Consider the following 16,989-nt stretch of genomic DNA (forward strand, 5'->3'; position numbering starts at 1 on the left):
CTCCGATTTATAGGAGCTTAGAATGTTAGATTTTGCAATGTGTTCGTATTCGAAGGTATCTCCCGTGGAGGCGGGACCGATACTTTTCGAGTATCTGTCTTTTTTGAGCGAAGAGATGGAAGCGGATGACATCAAGTCTGTTGTGAGCTTCATTGATCCTTCCATCAAGCTTCTCGAAGCGGTATTTGAGCGTACCGATGATGACTTATTCAAGCTTGCGAATGCATTTCGGAGAACGGTCCAGAATAATGCGGCTCGAACCACCATTCTTTGGTACCTTGCCTGCACTGATCATGAGATCGCTCGTCAACAGCTCCTTGTGTCGCTGAAAGGCCTTAGGGCTTCTTCCCGTCATACCGGCGGTGAACTGATCAAGCTAATCGACCAGGCGATCTACAGCTGGGAGGATGATGCCTACGCGAACGAACCTAATGTAGCCGACGCTCATCGCATCCAGCCTCCTCAAGCTCTAGAAACCGCTGAAATGGTTGTTGTTCAAGAGATCGGAGACGTGAAAGGCCGTGAAGGAAAAGAGATCGAAAAGAGGTATGGTGACATTATTGCCAAGCCTCTTAAGGCTGCGGGAAACTTGGATGATTTGGCTGCCACGCGTGACCGTATGGAGACCATGTTTCCTTGGGCAGTAGACGCGGTGAATACCGTGTTTGGCCAACTTGCTCTTCTCAACGTCCGTGGCGGTTCTCGCGTGATAAAGATCCCACCTCTTCTGATTGTGGGACCGCCTGGCTGCGGTAAAACAAAATTTTTGACAACCTTGATGTCTGAGCTGAGGATGCCTCACTCACTCCTTCCCTGTGGCGGTACGGCTGATAGCGGTGGTTTGCTTCCAGTGTCTCGTGGATGGTCTACTGCGCGTGCTTCTGGTCCCGTTCAAGCTATGCTCGAGCATCGGTGCCCCAACCCAGGGGTGATCTTGGATGAGCTAGATAAGGCCTCTTCACCCGAGTCTGGCAGTAAGAATGGCAACCTGACCGGTGCGCTTCTTACCATGACTAATGGGGATAAGTATTACTATGATACTTGTTTGATGGCGAATGTAGATTTCAGTGCTGTTAGTTTTCTAGCCACAGCAAACTCGCTGGATGGCATGCCTGAGGCACTGAAAGATCGTTTCATGATAATTCATATGTCTGCACCGAAGAGTAAACACTTCGATGTCATCTTTGATAAGATCCAGGAGGAGGAAGCTCTCCGTCTTGGTTTGGAAAGAGATGATTTGCCAGAAGTAGAAGACTGGGAGGTAGATATACTAAAGGACCTTTTAGAAAGTCCTGATCTCTCAATTCGACAAGTGAAGAAGACCTACCGCATATTGATCGGGACCAAAGCTCTGTCGCGGGAATGCGGGGTATCTCAAGAGATGGATAACCATCTGGCAAGTCAGATCTAGAGATATCGGGCAACCTGTAAGTTTTGACAGCGATAATCATATTGACTAATGGTGGTCTGATGTAGTCTGCTAGCTTGTGATTGATCGATGGGGATAAGGGGCGCCGGGTGGTTATTATTTCTGCCGCCCGGCGAAATAATGATGAAAAATTCAGATGAAGAAACGGTCGAGAATTCACTCGACGAGTTCTTAATGTTGGCAGCCAGATTTGATGTTCTGTGCGCTATTGCCGATGATCAGAAAACAATAAGTTCGGATGTCGATGTCCATTCTGAGGTTATAGATGTCTCCGATAAGATAAAGGACTTGCTTGTAGAGGATCGAGAGGAGTTTAGTGTCGTATCCTGCGATCTGGATGAAATCTGGCAATCCTTTTACGAGATGACGGGGATGCCGAATGAACAAAACATTCAGCGTGTGCGGGATGCGATGCACTGTATTAGAGATACCATATTCTTTCAGGAGAATGGCACTATCGTATCTTTGGGGTTGAAATTCGAAGTGTGGAGATTGCACTTCGTAAATAGGTATCTCGTGCAATCATAGTATCGTAATCGGCTCTCTTTATTTTGTAGAAATCCTATCGTGGTAGCTTCTTAGAGTATCTGAGAGGAAGCCATGGAAGATTTTATAGCTGGTAAGCCAGAACTAGCCGGAGAGCTAGGAGGTTATGCCAATGTCGTAGGGCCAAGACTTGCCCACGAGTTTGCGCGTGTAGACCAAGTACTGCACGAGCAGGGTGTGAAGAGTACGGTTACCATCTTTGGTAGCGCACGCATTAAGCCTGGTTATCAATCTGCTTCTGAGGTCGGTAAAAGCCGCGACCTATCCAAATTCTATGATGATGCGAGAACTCTGTCTCGCCTTCTTGCCTTAGGCGGGAAAGCAGACGGTAGTAATGGCACCTATATCGCTACTGGCGGCGGCCCAGGCATCATGGAAGCCGCGAACCGAGGTGCGTCTGACGCTGGTGCTCGTAATATTGGGTTCGGCATCGAGCTTCCCTTTGAGGCGGGGAACAATGAATTCGTATCCCCTCAGTTATCGTTTGAGTTCAAGTATTTTCTGATCCGTAAGTTTCACCTCATGAAGCGCGCTAAGTGTTTGATCGTCTTCCCGGGTGGCATCGGTTCAATTGATGAGATGGCTGAAGCGCTCACGCTGCGCCAGACAGGAAAGACCGCTGAATATCCCATCATTCTTTATGGCCGCGAGTTCTGGAAACGGGTCTTGGATCTCGATTTCATGGTTGAATATGGAACGATGTCAGCGTCGGATCTGGACTTGATCCAGTATGCCGATACGCCTGAAGAAGCATTCAGGATGGTTCCATAAGATGTATAGCATGATGAACATATGGACCAAGGAACTCCTGAGAATATCGCCTTCCGTCACCGGAGAGTGGCCTGAGCTAGAGTTGCCGTCCCTGTCTGACCACGATCCCCTGATGGTGCTTGGGGAGTTTGATGACGGACCTGTCTTCGTCTCTTCTGCAAGAGAACAGGTGGATGAGTTGGTCGCCAGCCGCATGACGATTGCCTGCAACGGTTCATCCGGATTACTGGCTCTGCACCCTGAGGTGGTTACCAAGGATTTGAGGTTGGTTCGGATGTCTGGTGAGCTTGTTCTTTCTCGCCCATATAGAGGCCAAACGGCCATTCCACTACGTTAATAGGTACGAAACCTAACTAGCATATTATTAGTCTGAATATCGATTGGTGTAACCATGCTTTTTCAGGGCGCTCTAATAAGAGGAATTTGCAGTGAGCTGACTTTGGAATCAGCTCCGCGCACTGTTCTATTCGAGGACATGGTTACCAAGAATATTCCCCTATCAGAGATCGCTCGCAATGCTCACAAGTATGTACGGTGCTCTTTCATAGGCGACAATATTGATGACCTAGATGAGATCTTCGACATCTACAGGACTATCAATGCCACGCAAGTTGTATTCTCGGATATTCATGCGAAGGAGGAGTGGGCGGGAGCGATGCCGCCAGTTGATCTCGCATACCGATTTGAGCTACCGGCAAGAGACAGGTCGATGACCCCATCCCATGTAAGAAAGTGGGAGGCCAGTCGCGGTGTGAAGCTTTCTGATGCGCTCGATATCCACTGGGTATCGCTTGATGATGACTACTACTTCAGCCTTGATGAATATGTGGCAAAGATACTTGTACCAGCCAGTAGTCAAAAAATATGATCCAAGAAAAATAAATCATATTTTTGGTGGTTTCTTTCTAGAACCATAGATAACTACGGGGGTGAACGAGAAGTCCCCGGAGGGAAGTCATGGCAAAGAAGCAAATTAAGTGGCCAGATCTTAGTGTTTATGGTGTTGTGCTCAAGCGTTGGATGGGCCCTGAAAAGGGCGTAGATGCTGAGCAAGGCGACAGGTACGCCGTCATCTATCCTCTAGCAGAGTCGATGGATGTAGACCTTAAGGAGGCCTTGGCGACATCTGGCTTTGAAGAGGCATGGATCGATGGTCAAAGCATCATGCGTCGCCAGGGTAGCTTTGGATCGTCAGATTTGAAGTCGACCTTCCCTGACGTGATCAGTGAAACAGGTTTTGCCCACCAAGTACTTGAGGGTGATGCTCAGATCGAGAAGATCTGCAACCTCCGTGGTGAGTTTGGTCCCGCTCCAGTTCTTGAGGAAGCGCCTGTTGAAGAGGTAGCCGAAGTCGAGGAGATCGATGACGATCTTGAAGGCATGCTTGGCGCCCTTGTAGAGGGCCTAGAGGACGCTCCAGAGGCTGAGGCTACCGAGGCTCCAGAGTCAGAGGTTGTTGCTCCTGAGGTTGCCGTAGAGCCTGCTGTAGAGGCAGAAGTCGCCCCGGCCGTGGTCGAAGTCAAAGAACCCGCTCCAGCCAAGGAAGTGGCCAAAGACAAAGTTGTAAAAGCGGCTCCCAAGGAAGAGGCAAAGGCCCCTGCCCCGGTTGCTATTCGCAACGACGTAGAGATGACAGATAGCTCATTCGACGGTTTTGAAGCTTACCTTATCTATCAAGGTATTCCCGCGTTGGCTCGTGAGGAGTTCATGACTGCCCTTCCTCATCTCGTATCTTTCCTAAAAACACAGGAAAGCGAGAGTGATCTTGCAAAAGGTGCTTGGGAAACTCCTCAGCATCCTGGTGAAGTCCGCAAGCTGTTCAAAGAGAAATGTGATCCAGCAGACAAACAGTTTGCGAAAACGAAAATCATTGAGCCGCTGTACCCTCTCGCCTTCGATTTTGTGGCTGTCCAGTGCGATCCAGAAGTTCGTGAGACCATGAACACATTTGCGGCTGAAAATGGCGCCGAAATGGATGAGTTCACGAGCTGGTATGAAGGCTTCGCACGTGACTGCTTGAATGCTGATGGTAAGAGCTACACATCACAGCTAGAGCGTGGCATGCGTGCCTTGGGTTCGCGTATCGCAGTGCAAATGTGTAAGTCTGGCGAAAACACGCGTAGCGCGGATAGGCACCTGCGTGAGAATGATGTTCGCTTCGTCTTCATGGACATGAAGGGTGCAGCAGTCATGGATAACACTAAGCAGGGTTTCATCAATCCAGTGCGCAAAGATGAAGTGCGCCGCAACCAGGTTATCGAGAAATTCGAGACACTGATGCCGTCTCTTGAAGTGGAAGCAGATGCTCCCAAAATGACTGCCTAAAAGAGCCTAGATGTAGTAAGGGGGCTGGATTTTTATTTTCCAGCCCCCTTTTTTATTCTTCGGTTACATCAACATTCAGTCCGAATGATTTGAGATCCGATATTTCTTTCAAGTTGCCTCCGCCAGGAACCTTCATGCGGACATTTTGAGTCCTGCCAACGAAGGTTTTTGGATCCGGAATGGCGGAAATTCCTAGCTCGTTCTCAGCCTCTTTGCGGAGATCCTTAAGAGCCTGAATTTTGGACTTTGCGGCCACAGGGTCGGTTGATGCACCGGGTGTGCCAAACCGCTCCAGTAGAGCGCCTGCTTGGCCCGATGAAGACCTATTTAGGGTTTCCACTTTGACATCTACAGGGGGAGTATCAGCCTCCGGTTCTTCCGTGTCTTCAATGACTTCCTCAGCCTCAACAAAACTGGGGGTGAACTTTTCCTCAGTCTTCACCAGAGGGACCTTTTCAGCTTTCTTGTCGGCAAAATCGCCAATCATGCCTTCAAGAACTTTTACCTTGTCAGCAATCTCCTCTTGGGCGACATGCACCGAGGGTGTGGTATCTTTCCGTTCAATAATGTCCTGCACCATTACTGTCGCGACCACTGCGAAGGCGATCCCTGACAAGTACAATATGCCCTTATCAAATGGAGATAGCCTCCGCCTGGTTGGTTGTTTTATAGCTTCAGGTGAGCGAAGCACGAGGCCGTTCTGAGATCCTTTTGGTTGTTTCTCTAGAGCCTTTACCTTCCCGGATTTGCTCAAGATACCAATGTAGACCGACTTCTTTTTGGCTTGTCTCGAAAAGATGTACCCAAGAAGTCTTCCCTTCCGATCATATGCTTCAATGATACTCAGGAAATCAGGTCGGGCGCCTTTATCTGGGTAGGGAACATCATCGAATTCATGTGGGAATAGAATTCTCCAGGAAGATGCCTTCCTCATTACTTTTTCGTCTTGTATACGTGCCATATCACTTTCCAAATATCATCAATAATATTAAACGTGTGCAATTGATTGCGAATTAAAATTCGACCTCAACTTCGAAGAACTTATCGAGATCCATCAATCCTTGGTTCTCAACATAGTCAATAAGGCCATCCACTGCCTGATCTACGTGGGGTTCCACCAACTTATCTCCAAGGATGTTCTCGGCGTGGAAGTGACTGACGGCCCCTGCCCCTTCGGTGTGGAAGGACATCCGGCCGCAGTTGTTCAGGGCGTACCACAGAACCCGGTCCATAGGCTTCAGCCAGCGGATCTCAGCGCTTGCAAAGACCCCACCGTGCTTGCGTGCCCATCCCAGTAGTCTGAACATCGCTGTGTTCGTATAGGCGTGCTTATCTACAACCTTGTTGATGGCTGGAAGGAATTTGTCCTCTTTTTCTTTAGTCTCGTTGAATATAGCCTCGATCTCTTTATCGGCTTCTTCTTGAGATTTAGTGCTATAGATCACAGAGATGCGCTCTTTCATCCCCCGCGCATTCTTATCGCGCTTCGCGTTCAGGAAGCAGGCAACACAGATGCCTTTGATGTATGCTGGAGCCTTCTCTACACCGTGCCAGGGCTCACCCAGTTGCGCTGCGAACGCTTCCTCTGCCGCATCTAGATCCACTTCACCGTCCTTTAGGCCGATGTTCATGTCTCGCATCCACTCCATAGGAGTTCGTGCGGGTAGCTCTTCTTTGGATAGTGCGTCGGGATCGAATTTTGCTCCCGGTGTGAAGACCTTCCAGTGTTGGGACTGGTAATCAGCGAGAGATGGGCCAAAGCCGCCTGCAAGGGAGAACTGCCTGGAGAAACCCTTCCCTTTCATTTTGAAAACTGTTCGGATTGTCCAGAATATCATTATGGGGACAAGTACCCATCTTGCAACGCGGCCCGCCCATGAGGCCATTGCATAGAACTCAGGCCAAGTGATAGAAAATGGATCAACATAATAAGGGCTATCGCTACCTTTGTAGACGCCCTTCATGAACTCCAAATAACCAAGCTCCGTGCCGCTGAAGTTCAAAATATAGCTGGCGGGATAAAGCTGAGCGAGGTTCACTGCAAAGGAAAACCAGACGATGAAATCTCGAGCATAGGTCCAGATGAGCCAAATAGTTAGACATAGCAAACCGAAGGCAACGAATACCATCAATTCCTTTTCTGTCTGGTTGTCTTGTCCCTGTTTTTGACTCATGGTGGCCTCTAAGTATGAACTATAGGTTCATATAGTCGGCGGTTTATTAAATGCAGTTCAATATCAAGGATTGCGCGACATCATATTATTGTAGTTTTCCATGAACTTGGATTGGTATCGCGTTTTGTGCTTCGGTGTCCAAGAATGGTATCGGCCAATACCCTCCAAAACATTGCCATCACTGAGGTCTATATTCTGGCGAAGGATCCAAGCGCCCGCTTTGATGTTGAAGCAGCCGTCGTTCAATAGCTTCTGTCTAGCCATGTTTTCATCGCCCAGAAAGAATGTGTTGGCAACTTCATCTATCCATACGCCGTCATTAATCTGCATCGGTCCTAAGTCCAAGGTGCCGTTGGAGTTGGTAGAGTATCGTCCAACCTTACCGCCCTCTGTTTTCATAATTCCGGCGATGATCAAGGGGTCTATATTGAATGTGCTGGCTGCGGCAATGATGCATGCTGTTGTAACCGGGATAAGCATCACATGATATCTCCGATAAAGCCGAAGCCTGAATCTTCATCTCCACCAGATCCTTCTTCCTGAACCTCTCGCGCCGACCGTTCTTGAGACTGCCTGGTAGGCTTGCGTGGGGGATCTTGGTAATCTCTAGGTTCTGGTTTGCGTGCTGGAGGCGGCGGAGATGGCGCAGGTCTTTCCCTTGGCGGTTCTTCCCGCGTGGGCTCCTCTTTAGGCATCATGTCATCAAGTATTGATGGTCTCTCTACACGCTGTTCTTCCTTTGGCTCTCTATGCGGCGCGATCCGAGGAGACGGTTCGGGCATCGGCTCGAGATCATCTTCATCGCCGTGTAGTTGGCTCCACACCTCGGCGCCCTGCATCTCAAGGCCATCAGTTTTCGAAGGGACTGACGGTTTTCTTCTTCCTGTAGGACCTTCGTGCGCTCTGATGGCCTGCATTTCTTCTGTGATTGAAGGCGGAAGCTCTCCTTCTGCCACCATTGCATCAAAGCCCCTCATCAACATACGTCGAAACACGACCTGAGGACGGCTGCGGCGCTTACAGGATTCCCATAGCGCCAGCAGCATGTCGTCTTCATCAAGACCGTCTTTTAGGTATATTTGGATGGACTTTGCGCGAGGCATAAGGCTTAGCCTTTTACCTTGATGTACTTGTACAATCCCATGGCGTTGGAAAACTCAGGGTCTTCAGCGACATGCCCGTTCGGGAAGTGGTTTGCCACTGACTTGAACAGCGCGGATCCACCGCCGACGAACACGACCGCGCTCAAGTTCGCGGCGGATCCTACTCGGCGATGCACTTCCCGGGCAATGCGCCCTTCTTGATCGCGAACCACCTCATCCACAATGTGACTTACATCATGTTCTTGGTTCCAGATCTTGAATTTCCCGGTCCGTACAGCCTGATCGACCTGATCCAAGGGGAACTGATCTCTTACACGGAACTCTTTGCGGATGGCCTTCGACATGGCGTTGTAGACGTCAAGGACGCCGTGGTTCGCTGTGCCAGATACTGAGTGATCGATTGCGTGACCGCCAAGGACGACAGCGATGTCAGTTGTCCGGCCGCCGATATCCACAATAGCAATACGACCCGAAGCATCATTGCGCTTCTTCAGGTTCTCATCGAGCACATAGTCAAACCATGCAGCTACCGCCTGGCATCCGACGCGCACGTCTGACAGGATAGGCATAGGATCTCCATTTGCTGAAGATACAGACTTCAGGAGATTGACGCGTTTCGCTTCGATATGCTCGTGATCGCGCTCATCATCCAAGAAGTAATCGCCTACTGGTAGACCAGTAACCAGGCTCACATTGCGTCCTGAATATCCCGACTCCATGAGAGCATGGTTTACGAGCACTCGGTTTAGCTGAGAGGTGTGAAATCCATCAAACTGCGTATTTTCGGATTCAATCTCATCCGAAACAGTAAAATGATCACCTTCTTCGGTCGCATAAAGAGAAATGCCACCGCCACTGAAGTTACCGAGACCTACGCGTCCTGCACGAACGGTAGAGCGCATTATTGCTTTTTTGATTTCTCCGGTTTCAGGGCATTCGCCTACGAGCTTTGTTTGAGCATAACCGTCATCTACAGCAACAGGTATAATATTTGAATTCTTGTCTTTTTTGGTCATAGAAACTGCCTCCAGAGAGGATTATAGGATATAAAGCTTAAACTGCCGTTGTCAGAATAGCGGTCTACGGTCGTAATCGATTGCATATCGCATTTTTTCTTCGCTCAGAGGGGGTCTGACGTTTCCAACAAGCTTTAGACGAACAGCGCGAATTGCCGAAGGAAAGTCATATCCAAAGCGTTCCACCCAGTAAAATAGGACCGCAATCGCGATGAGAAGCATGAAGGTCCACATCCGCATATGCAAAAGGAAGCCTAAAAGGAAAAAAGATACCCGTGCATCTAGTACGAAGAATCTGGGAGCGCGAAATGTATTTCTCCAATGTCCCATATCATGTCTCTCTTTTTGTAATATGACGTAAAGTATTTTTGGATATCAGACCTTGATCGTGTAGGCCTATGGCGCAATCAGCCATGCTCTGTCCGATACAGTTGCCTTCAGCAAGAAGACGACGGATAACCTTTGGCCAATCGTCGATCTCGGCAGCGAGCACTTTTTCACGGGTATCATCATCGAATACCATGAACTCGCGACATGCTACTTTACCGCCTCCTTCGCGTGGGAGCAGGATTTGCGTGACGATCATTCTGAGCACCTCTAGGATGTCGATAGCCATGGCTCGGCGTTCGTCCCCCGGGAACGGGGTAACAGCACGTCTGAGCGTCTCTGCGACACCAATGGTGTGCATGGTTGAATACATAAGGTGACCGGTTAGGGAGGCTTCAACGCAGGCTTCAATCGTTGCTTTGTCTCGCGCCTCACCGATGGTGATGATAGTCGGCTTGCGGCGAAGAGCGTTTCTTACACAGTATGCAAACTCGCTTGCTTCATCGGCCTGCGCCCTGGGTCGAAGGTGCTTGCCCACATCAGTTTGGAAGACAACTGATGATGGCATCTCAACCTTATCGTAGACGTATTCAACAGGCTTGGAGTATTCCAATACCTTTTCGTTCGCGTCTGGGTCTTCTAGAACCATGCGTAATCCGCTTGATAGAAGTGTAGATTTACCAGAGCCTGTGGGACCTGTGACAAGAACCATGCCATCCTTTGGTCTGAAGTTCTCCAAAATAGCGGGTTCTACATTTAGGGTGTCGATATGAAGAGGAATATCGGGAAGCGTACGAACAGTAATCTGGATGCCATCCTGACCACTGCTTCTGCCGCCTGTAATATTAACACGAAAACGCATCCTTCCGCCCGGCACGCGGATTTCATGCGATGGGTCCAGGTCAAATCCACTTTTGATCTCTGCGGGACCGTTCTCACCATAAATGTAGCGAACAATCCCATCGACCTCGGGTACCTGAAGTGATTTTTGAGTGACCTTAACGAGCTTGCCGCCAATATCTGCAATCACAGGAAGGTTAGGCTGGATGGTAATGTCAGAAGCACCTTTTTCAGAGCACCAGATCAGAAGCTCATCGAAGTTATCTTCGCCAATGCGACCGTCGACTTCAAAAATTGATCCATCATGTCCGCGTGAGAAACTGCTCTTCTTTTCGTCTTCGCTCATGTTAGTTCCTAAATAAATACCTATTAAAAGGTCATGTATTTTGGAACTGTTTAAGGCTCGTGAAAGGTTATTAATGAAGAAGGGGGCTCTCTCGAACCCCCTTCTCGTTTCCCCCTCCTCTCGCAGGTAAGAAGGGGAAATCCTCAACCTGCTGTACTACTCGACGTTAGTATTGGCGATCCCCGTGTGTGGGGAAGTCTCTGACCTCAACGCTTCCGTAAGGCGTGGCGTAGTCGGCCGCTGGCCCATTCTCGATGGTGGGTGACCAAAGGCTGGGATCAGTTTGCAGCTGAGGATCTCGAGTAATCCTAACTGCACGGTCGTTGACACGCATGCTGCTACCGTCACCAGTGACCCCCAGGGGTGCTTTGGCGAGCATAGGAGCACTTACTTTGCCCTCAGCTAGCAGACGCTTGTACCGGACCATGCCATCATAATCCCGATCAAGGCGATTCAAATCCATCTGGAAGATGTCATTGGCCTGCTTTACGCCGGTCTCCCAACCCTGGCGGACATACTTCTCCCAAAGCTTGCGCTCATTGGGTGTCCGGGGAAGGATTTCCATAGGAGGTTCATTTGGTGCCGAGTAATCCCGAAGAAGGTAGCTATGCCATAGAGGAGCATTCGGCGTGAACTTTGCCTGACTGATAATCTCATAGATATCATCAGCGATCCGAAGGGTCTTCCCTGCGTCATGAACCTCATAAGACTTCTTTGCCTCTGAGATTACGGGAGGAAGCACGACGACGTTATCAGGGCCTCGAATAATGAGACCGGTAAAGTCGTAAATGCGATCCAATTTCGAGGCGCGTTCGCGCAGCATGAGATTGATCTCACGCGACGTATAGGACAAGCCTCCACGCGCACCATAGGCTAGCGCCGTATCCCGCATGGCTGGACGACGAAGACGATCTTCTTCATCCTCGTCCTCTTCTTCCAAGGCCTCAACGGCTTCGATTTTGATCAGCTCACTGAGACCCGGAACCTTCGTCTTGGTGATGGACTCCAATTGTAGATGTCCAGGGTTTATGTCTGATCTATGGGTTGCCGCGCTTCCAGGCGCACCCTCAAGGTTGTCCCCTGTGTGCTTAACCGGCCCGACGCGAGGCATCGTATCAAATGCTGGCGTTGTGCATGCTGAGAGCCCGAAAGCTCCCAGCATCACTACCAATGTAGCGGCTTTATTCACGGGTTTCCCCCTTACTTACCCAGCTTCTCTTTATGCTTACGCACTGCTGGAGGGGTGGTGGGAGCCGCTTTCTCTTGCTTCAGAGAAGGAGAACTCATGGTCGACTTGGCAACAGGCGGAGTGTCGTCTGCATGTGCGTTTGTCAGAAATCGGAACTCGATGCGCTTGCCGTTCGGGTCTACGAATACCTCAGCAAACTGGCTGACCTGGTAACCGATATCTTCGAATACCTTGATAGCAGGCTCATCAACTGCGGAGACCGAAACCATGATATCTACGGGAGGCTCTTGGCCGACTACCGAGAAGGTGTAGCCAATGTTGCGGGCCAGCTCTTCTACCAGCTGAGCTGCTGGACCGGTCCATTCAACGCTTGTGGGGCGCTGCAATTCTGGCGGCATCTTTGCGATAGCATCGCCATCCATCGAAGGGGATGTCGGTGCTGTGCGCGTGCGCTCAACTTGGGCCAAAGTTTCATTGGCTGCTGCTGCGCGTTCGGCAGATTTGGATAGGCGTTCATCGATCTGCTTTGCGGCAGACGATTCAGGTTCCATACGTGATTTGCTGCCAAAACCTGGCATAGCAACGTTGCTGCAAGCAGCGGTGGATAGGAGAGCGCCGATCATGGCAACTCGTGCAATATTCTTCATTTTTATTCCTCCTGCGAATTAAGAATAAATTGCTGTGCCCGAAGGCCGCTTATGCAATATGGTTAAATTATTCATCAGATTACTACAGTGGTATTAAAGCACAGGCATGGTTAAGTCTGATTTAATATACTGCGTGCTTCCTTGGCGTCAGACAAAGCTTAATCACCCGGTGAGAACACCAGTCATGCAGTACTTACGATGCGCAGAAGCTTCTTAAGCGGGCACCGGTTGGTGCACTGGGTTCTCTTTTAGCATGGCTTCTTTCGCCTTCGGCCCGATACCTGATGTATCAATGAAGACGTCTTCAGTGCCTGGGATCCTAGAGACAGTGATGACGCTATCTACCGCTTCGATCAGCGTAGCCCTTTTATCTTCCGGGACAGCAACCACCACTTGAAGTCCTAAGGCCCTGAAGAGGCCCATAAGGCGTTGTGTGTTCGGGATATCGAGACGGTTGAACGCTTCATCGAAGAGAGTGAGGCCCATACCTTCCGTGTCGCCCGCATGGGATTTAGGGTAGTATGCGCTCACCATAGAGGCCGCGATAGCGACATAGTATGGAGCCTGTCTCTGGCCGCCTGAAAGCTTACCTAAAACAGCACTAAGAGGGGTACTCTTAATAGTTGCTGGATCCTTGGGATCGGGATGCTCGATGTAGAGTTCGAAAGTGAAATAGTTGCGGTAATCGCCGAACCTTTTGATGTCATCATCATCACTTTCGAGGATGGCTTCCAGATCGGCAAGTCCTGCGCGAGCTTCTTCGCTCTCAAGGTCACCCTCTGGGTCCAAGGCAGTTTGCACAAGGTCATAAATAGGCAGGAACCTCGCTGATACTGAGCTTCGGAATTGATATGTCTGACCGACAAACTGGTGGCGTTCAAGGCGCCGGTTCAAGCTATCTACCTGTTGCTTGAGGAGCGCAAATTGTTCTCCGAGCTTGCTTACCAAACCCTCTTTGAGAGAGGACTCCATTTCATCTCGTGCCTGTTCCAGCCGCTCTCGGTATTGCAGGAGATCGTTTGCCCGGTATCGCTCTAGTTTGCGTGAGACCCATGCAAAGCGATCTTCATCGTGGGTATCTTCGGCCAGAGGGGCATCCTCAATGAGCCATTTTTGCGCGAAGCTTAGAAGACCGTTGTTACCGCGTTTGACATAAACTGGAGCTGCCCCGTTCCGCACCAAGGAGGCTCTCGCAGCGGCCACTCTAGCACGGTATCCGGTAAGAGCTTCCTCAGCACTGTTTACTGGCATATCCAGCAGAGCAGCGAAGTCTTCCGCATCCATCAGATCGTGATCTGCCTCTTGTTGCACAAGGCCTTCTAGCCTTTTCATATTTTCTGATGCTCTCAGATCAATTGCATCGGCCTCTTTATCCGAGAGACTGTCAATATCGATGTTAGATTGCGCGATTTTCTCTCCTAGAACTGCTATCTGCACCTCGATAGACCGGCGATCTTTTCGCACCTGCTCTAGATCAGGCTTGAGAGAAGCCAAGCGGCCTCGAGCCTCGGACAGCTTTTCTTCTGCTTCGGAAGCCTTGGTGTCGTCGATAGCAGTCTTCTTTTGTCGAAGTGCCCTAGCCTCGATCAATACACCAGAAAACTCCGCTAGCAGGACATCTAGATCTTCATGTGAAATAGTTGAGGCGGACCCGTATCGAGTTATAGCGCTATCAAGTACCGAAAGTGAGGTCTCTGCCTGCGACAGCTGACTACGAATTTCAGATGCTTCACGTACGATGGCCTCGCTGGCTTTCTCCCGGGCACCCTTCCCTAGAATAGACGAACGATCACGGAATACTCGAACTGTCGCACCTGAGTTGGTCTTGCCATTTCGAAGGATCGCTGCACGATGCGACGTCAACTCATTCTCGTCTTCGGCACGTACATAACGTCCTACGGAATAATCTATGAAGCGTCGGATATCATCATTCTCGGTCACCACAATGTCTGCGATGGAGTCTTGAGATCTTCGCTGATCACCTTGCCGGAGGCGACGTGTGTTGATGAGACGAACAGTGTCGAACTGATTGCGATTTTTGAACAGGAGATCAAACGCGGCAGAAAGATCGTCATCAGCCACAAGCAGTGCTTCACGGTTTGGACCCAGAAGAGCCTCCAAGGCAAAGGTCCAGCTAGTATCGGTAACCTCCACTAGTTCTGGAAGGATGGCATGCTCAATCCCTGCTCGATCCAAGGTAGCCATGAAGTCTCGCACTTGTCTGGAGTAAAGCGGAGGGCCAGAGCTTGTACTGGAGACGTCCCCGATCTCATTCAGTCGATCCCTAATTTTTGATGCTTGATCAGATATCTTATCTCTTGAGGTTCGCAGCTCGCCCGAGATCCCGCTGTGATCCAGTATCAGTTTGGTCGCGGATGTGATGTCTGATCGGTTAGCTGCCCATTCTTCGGGGGTTTTGTTCGCGCATATGCTAGCAAGATATCGGGCGTCCGCTGCCAGATCGCGAACCAGTTCAGGAAGCGTCTCTCTATCTAGGTCTTTGAGGTCCACTAAGGGCTGAAGCATCCCTTCAACTTGGCGCCGGATGCCATTTTGTCGTTCAAGACATGTGCGCAACTCAGCATCGACAAGCGCAACCTGGTTGCCTGCGTCTGAACCTCTGAGGATCTCACGCAATGCCTCCACCTCTTTTTCGATCTCGGCTACCCGTCCGGTCAACTCATTGTCACGTTGAATGAGGCCAGCGTCCTTTGCCCGTAGCTTATCGGTATCTGCCGAGAGGGCGCGAACCTTTAAGCGCTGGGCGAGCGTATCAAGTTTGCGTTCCAGAATGGCGATATCTGCTTCCTGGAGCATGATCCCAAAACCCGTCTGATAGTTGTGAGCTATCATCGAGAGGTCAGAAATCATATTTTCGACCCTTTCGACTTCTCCCGTCATTTCACGCCAGATTTCGATGGAAGATTTTACGCCCTTCATATCAAGGGGGATTGGCTCCAATACGAACCGCCTCATGAAATCAGTGGGATCAGATATCTCTTTTGTCAGAAGAGCGTTGGAGAATGCCCTCATGAAGTGCTTGGAATCTGGGGGCAGCTCCGGCCTCATCTCTCCGAGATAGGCGCTCACATACTTGGTGCTGGAGGTATGGAAAGCAAACCCGGGAACCTGATCACGCAAGCGCTCAATGATCTTCTCGTGGCTATCAACAACTTCCCCAGATCCTTTCTTGGACATGTGATCTTCAATCTTGAAGTCGTATCCAGGAGCGACGAACCGGCGGGTGGTCTCAGCATTGTTTTGATCGGCCTTCATGAATAGGCCAATAGCGATGCTAGATTTCTTGCTCTTGTCGGTGAAGGTTAGCACAAGGGTGCTCTCTGCCCGCTCGCGTCGGGGCTTTCCCTCGTTCAAGTCAGAGACGCATCCCAGCATGTAGTCACGGACAGACCGGCTGCGCTCGTTACCTGCGGCCGCGTTCAGCTCAAGCATGTTTCTGTTGTTGCCACTAATGACAGTTTGAATGGCATCCAAAATGGAGCTTTTGCCTGCCCCCGTCTGACCGATTACGGCCGTATGACCGTCGATCCGGATGTCCAGCGCATCGATCAGATACCAGTTGTGCAGCGATATACGGGTTAACTCATACATTTGCTGTCTCCTGCCCCTGCTCTTCCAAAAAGCCAGAAGCCGTTTCTTTTTCTAGCCAGGCTTCGAGCCGCTCTACAAAGTCATCCGATACCATTACTCGTATTCCCGGAAGTATCGTGATGCGGGTCACCTTGGCCTCTTTGTCACGATCTCCAACTCTGATGCATCCAACGCGAGAAAGGTCTCTCAACAGCGTCTCGATAAGTTGTCGTTCGCTTGGTGGCGTTGCCTTGGCAATCTTTTGGTAGACATCCAGTAGTTCTATGGTGTCCGTATGAACGCGGCCGGTTTCATCCATGCCCCCTGATGCGAGCCCCTTCTCAAAGAGGAAGCGCAAAGCAAGCCTGGTGATGGTTTCGTCCTTTTTTAGTCGCATCTGGCGCCACCCATAGGGAGGTTTTTCGTGGTCCTCAGGGACCAAGGCAATCATCTGACTGCGGCTGTCCATCGTGAGCTTAAAGCCAGCCGTGGCGAAGTACTTTTCGAAGAACACCCGATGTTCCTTTAATGCGCTGATCGCCGCGCTGGGAACGTTCTGCATGTCATCGTATATGACCTGATGAAACAGGAGTGCCTGTATGGCTGTTCTGATCGCCTCGGCCTCAGCTTCAGAGTCCTCTACCTTGTCAAGGATCTGGCCAAGCTCTTTTAGTTCGAATGCCAT

General features: G+C 50.2%; 16 protein-coding genes. 6 read left to right on the plus strand and 10 right to left on the minus strand.

From position 1 onward, the window contains the following. Positions 1-22: 22 nt before the first annotated feature. The 6 genes from J7392_RS03945 to J7392_RS03970 all read left to right on the plus strand — a co-directional run bounded on the left by J7392_RS03945 (position 23) and on the right by J7392_RS03970 (position 5,071). Positions 23-1,411 (plus strand): AAA family ATPase, encoded by a 1,389-nt coding sequence (locus tag J7392_RS03945; RefSeq protein ID WP_209216293.1) that lies wholly within the window; start codon positions 23-25, stop codon positions 1,409-1,411. Positions 1,412-1,552: 141 nt separating this feature from the next. After that, positions 1,553-1,957 carry a hypothetical protein gene (locus tag J7392_RS03950; RefSeq protein ID WP_209216294.1) on the plus strand — a complete coding sequence of 135 codons (405 nt, stop codon included), beginning with the start codon at positions 1,553-1,555 and terminating at the stop codon, positions 1,955-1,957. Positions 1,958-2,029: 72 nt separating this feature from the next. Continuing rightward, positions 2,030-2,746 (plus strand): LOG family protein, encoded by a 717-nt coding sequence (locus J7392_RS03955; protein WP_209216295.1) that lies wholly within the window; start codon positions 2,030-2,032, stop codon positions 2,744-2,746. Positions 2,747-2,756: 10 nt separating this feature from the next. Further along, positions 2,757-3,083: a hypothetical protein gene (locus tag J7392_RS03960; RefSeq protein WP_209216296.1), complete on the plus strand. Its 327-nt coding sequence runs from the start codon at positions 2,757-2,759 to the stop codon at positions 3,081-3,083. Positions 3,084-3,221: 138 nt separating this feature from the next. Next, a complete protein-coding gene (locus J7392_RS03965; protein WP_209216297.1) occupies positions 3,222-3,614 on the plus strand; it encodes a hypothetical protein in 393 nt (130 codons plus the stop codon). A gap of 89 nt (positions 3,615-3,703) precedes the next feature. Continuing rightward, positions 3,704-5,071 carry a hypothetical protein gene (locus tag J7392_RS03970; RefSeq protein ID WP_209216298.1) on the plus strand — a complete coding sequence of 456 codons (1,368 nt, stop codon included), beginning with the start codon at positions 3,704-3,706 and terminating at the stop codon, positions 5,069-5,071. A 52-nt stretch (positions 5,072-5,123) separates the two neighbouring features. Here J7392_RS03970 and J7392_RS03975 read toward each other — a convergent pair whose 3' ends face one another. From J7392_RS03975 to J7392_RS04025, 10 genes are all read right to left on the minus strand, one after another. Beyond that, complete coding sequence (locus J7392_RS03975) at positions 5,124-6,032, minus strand: hypothetical protein (RefSeq protein WP_209216299.1); 909 nt, start codon at positions 6,030-6,032, stop codon at positions 5,124-5,126. Between the two features lie 52 nt (positions 6,033-6,084). Further along, positions 6,085-7,245, minus strand: a complete 1,161-nt coding sequence (locus tag J7392_RS03980; protein ID WP_209216300.1) for a hypothetical protein — start codon at positions 7,243-7,245, stop codon at positions 6,085-6,087. Between the two features lie 63 nt (positions 7,246-7,308). After that, positions 7,309-7,725 (minus strand): lytic transglycosylase domain-containing protein, encoded by a 417-nt coding sequence (locus J7392_RS03985; RefSeq protein WP_247744469.1) that lies wholly within the window; start codon positions 7,723-7,725, stop codon positions 7,309-7,311. Beyond that, positions 7,725-8,348 carry a hypothetical protein gene (locus J7392_RS03990; protein ID WP_209216302.1) on the minus strand — a complete coding sequence of 208 codons (624 nt, stop codon included), beginning with the start codon at positions 8,346-8,348 and terminating at the stop codon, positions 7,725-7,727. The genes J7392_RS03985 and J7392_RS03990 overlap by 1 nt, the downstream gene beginning before the upstream one ends. A gap of 5 nt (positions 8,349-8,353) precedes the next feature. Beyond that, on the minus strand, positions 8,354-9,364 hold the full coding sequence (locus tag J7392_RS03995) for a ParM/StbA family protein (RefSeq protein WP_209216303.1): 1,011 nt from the start codon (positions 9,362-9,364) through the stop codon (positions 8,354-8,356). Between the two features lie 331 nt (positions 9,365-9,695). Then, positions 9,696-10,877, minus strand: a complete 1,182-nt coding sequence (locus J7392_RS04005) for an ATPase, T2SS/T4P/T4SS family (protein ID WP_209216305.1) — start codon at positions 10,875-10,877, stop codon at positions 9,696-9,698. A 166-nt stretch (positions 10,878-11,043) separates the two neighbouring features. Continuing rightward, positions 11,044-12,066, minus strand: coding sequence for a type IV secretory system conjugative DNA transfer family protein (locus J7392_RS04010; RefSeq protein ID WP_209216306.1), 1,023 nt, complete (start codon positions 12,064-12,066; stop codon positions 11,044-11,046). 11 nt (positions 12,067-12,077) lie between these two features. Beyond that, entirely contained in the window at positions 12,078-12,713 is a 636-nt protein-coding gene (locus J7392_RS04015; protein WP_209216307.1) for a DotD/TraH family lipoprotein, read from the minus strand. Between the two features lie 213 nt (positions 12,714-12,926). Continuing rightward, positions 12,927-16,325, minus strand: a complete 3,399-nt coding sequence (locus J7392_RS04020; RefSeq protein ID WP_209216308.1) for an SbcC/MukB-like Walker B domain-containing protein — start codon at positions 16,323-16,325, stop codon at positions 12,927-12,929. Then, positions 16,318-16,989 (minus strand): DUF4194 domain-containing protein, encoded by a 672-nt coding sequence (locus J7392_RS04025; protein WP_209216309.1) that lies wholly within the window; start codon positions 16,987-16,989, stop codon positions 16,318-16,320. The genes J7392_RS04020 and J7392_RS04025 overlap by 8 nt, the downstream gene beginning before the upstream one ends.

Origin of the sequence: Sulfitobacter sp. R18_1 (genome assembly GCF_017743915.1) — a bacterium.
Classification (GTDB): domain Bacteria; phylum Pseudomonadota; class Alphaproteobacteria; order Rhodobacterales; family Rhodobacteraceae; genus Sulfitobacter; species Sulfitobacter faviae.

Bases quoted from the DNA above. Each gene is read 5' to 3' on its own strand.
- J7392_RS03975 (WP_209216299.1), bottom strand. From the start codon at position 6,032: ATGGCACGTATACAAGACGAAAAAGTAATGAGGAAGGCATCTTCCTGG.
- J7392_RS03995 (WP_209216303.1), bottom strand. From the start codon at position 9,364: ATGACCAAAAAAGACAAGAATTCAAATATTATACCTGTTGCTGTAGAT.
- J7392_RS03950 (WP_209216294.1), top strand. From the start codon at position 1,553: ATGAAAAATTCAGATGAAGAAACGGTCGAGAATTCACTCGACGAGTTC.
- J7392_RS03985 (WP_247744469.1), bottom strand. From the start codon at position 7,725: ATGCTTATCCCGGTTACAACAGCATGCATCATTGCCGCAGCCAGCACA.
- J7392_RS04015 (WP_209216307.1), bottom strand. From the start codon at position 12,713: ATGAAGAATATTGCACGAGTTGCCATGATCGGCGCTCTCCTATCCACC.
- J7392_RS04025 (WP_209216309.1), bottom strand. From the start codon at position 16,989: ATGGCATTCGAACTAAAAGAGCTTGGCCAGATCCTTGACAAGGTAGAG.
- J7392_RS03965 (WP_209216297.1), top strand. From the start codon at position 3,222: ATGGTTACCAAGAATATTCCCCTATCAGAGATCGCTCGCAATGCTCAC.
- J7392_RS03970 (WP_209216298.1), top strand. From the start codon at position 3,704: ATGGCAAAGAAGCAAATTAAGTGGCCAGATCTTAGTGTTTATGGTGTT.
- J7392_RS04005 (WP_209216305.1), bottom strand. From the start codon at position 10,877: ATGAGCGAAGACGAAAAGAAGAGCAGTTTCTCACGCGGACATGATGGA.
- J7392_RS04020 (WP_209216308.1), bottom strand. From the start codon at position 16,325: ATGTATGAGTTAACCCGTATATCGCTGCACAACTGGTATCTGATCGAT.
- J7392_RS03980 (WP_209216300.1), bottom strand. From the start codon at position 7,245: ATGAGTCAAAAACAGGGACAAGACAACCAGACAGAAAAGGAATTGATG.
- J7392_RS03990 (WP_209216302.1), bottom strand. From the start codon at position 8,348: ATGCCTCGCGCAAAGTCCATCCAAATATACCTAAAAGACGGTCTTGAT.
- J7392_RS03945 (WP_209216293.1), top strand. From the start codon at position 23: ATGTTAGATTTTGCAATGTGTTCGTATTCGAAGGTATCTCCCGTGGAG.
- J7392_RS03955 (WP_209216295.1), top strand. From the start codon at position 2,030: ATGGAAGATTTTATAGCTGGTAAGCCAGAACTAGCCGGAGAGCTAGGA.
- J7392_RS03960 (WP_209216296.1), top strand. From the start codon at position 2,757: ATGATGAACATATGGACCAAGGAACTCCTGAGAATATCGCCTTCCGTC.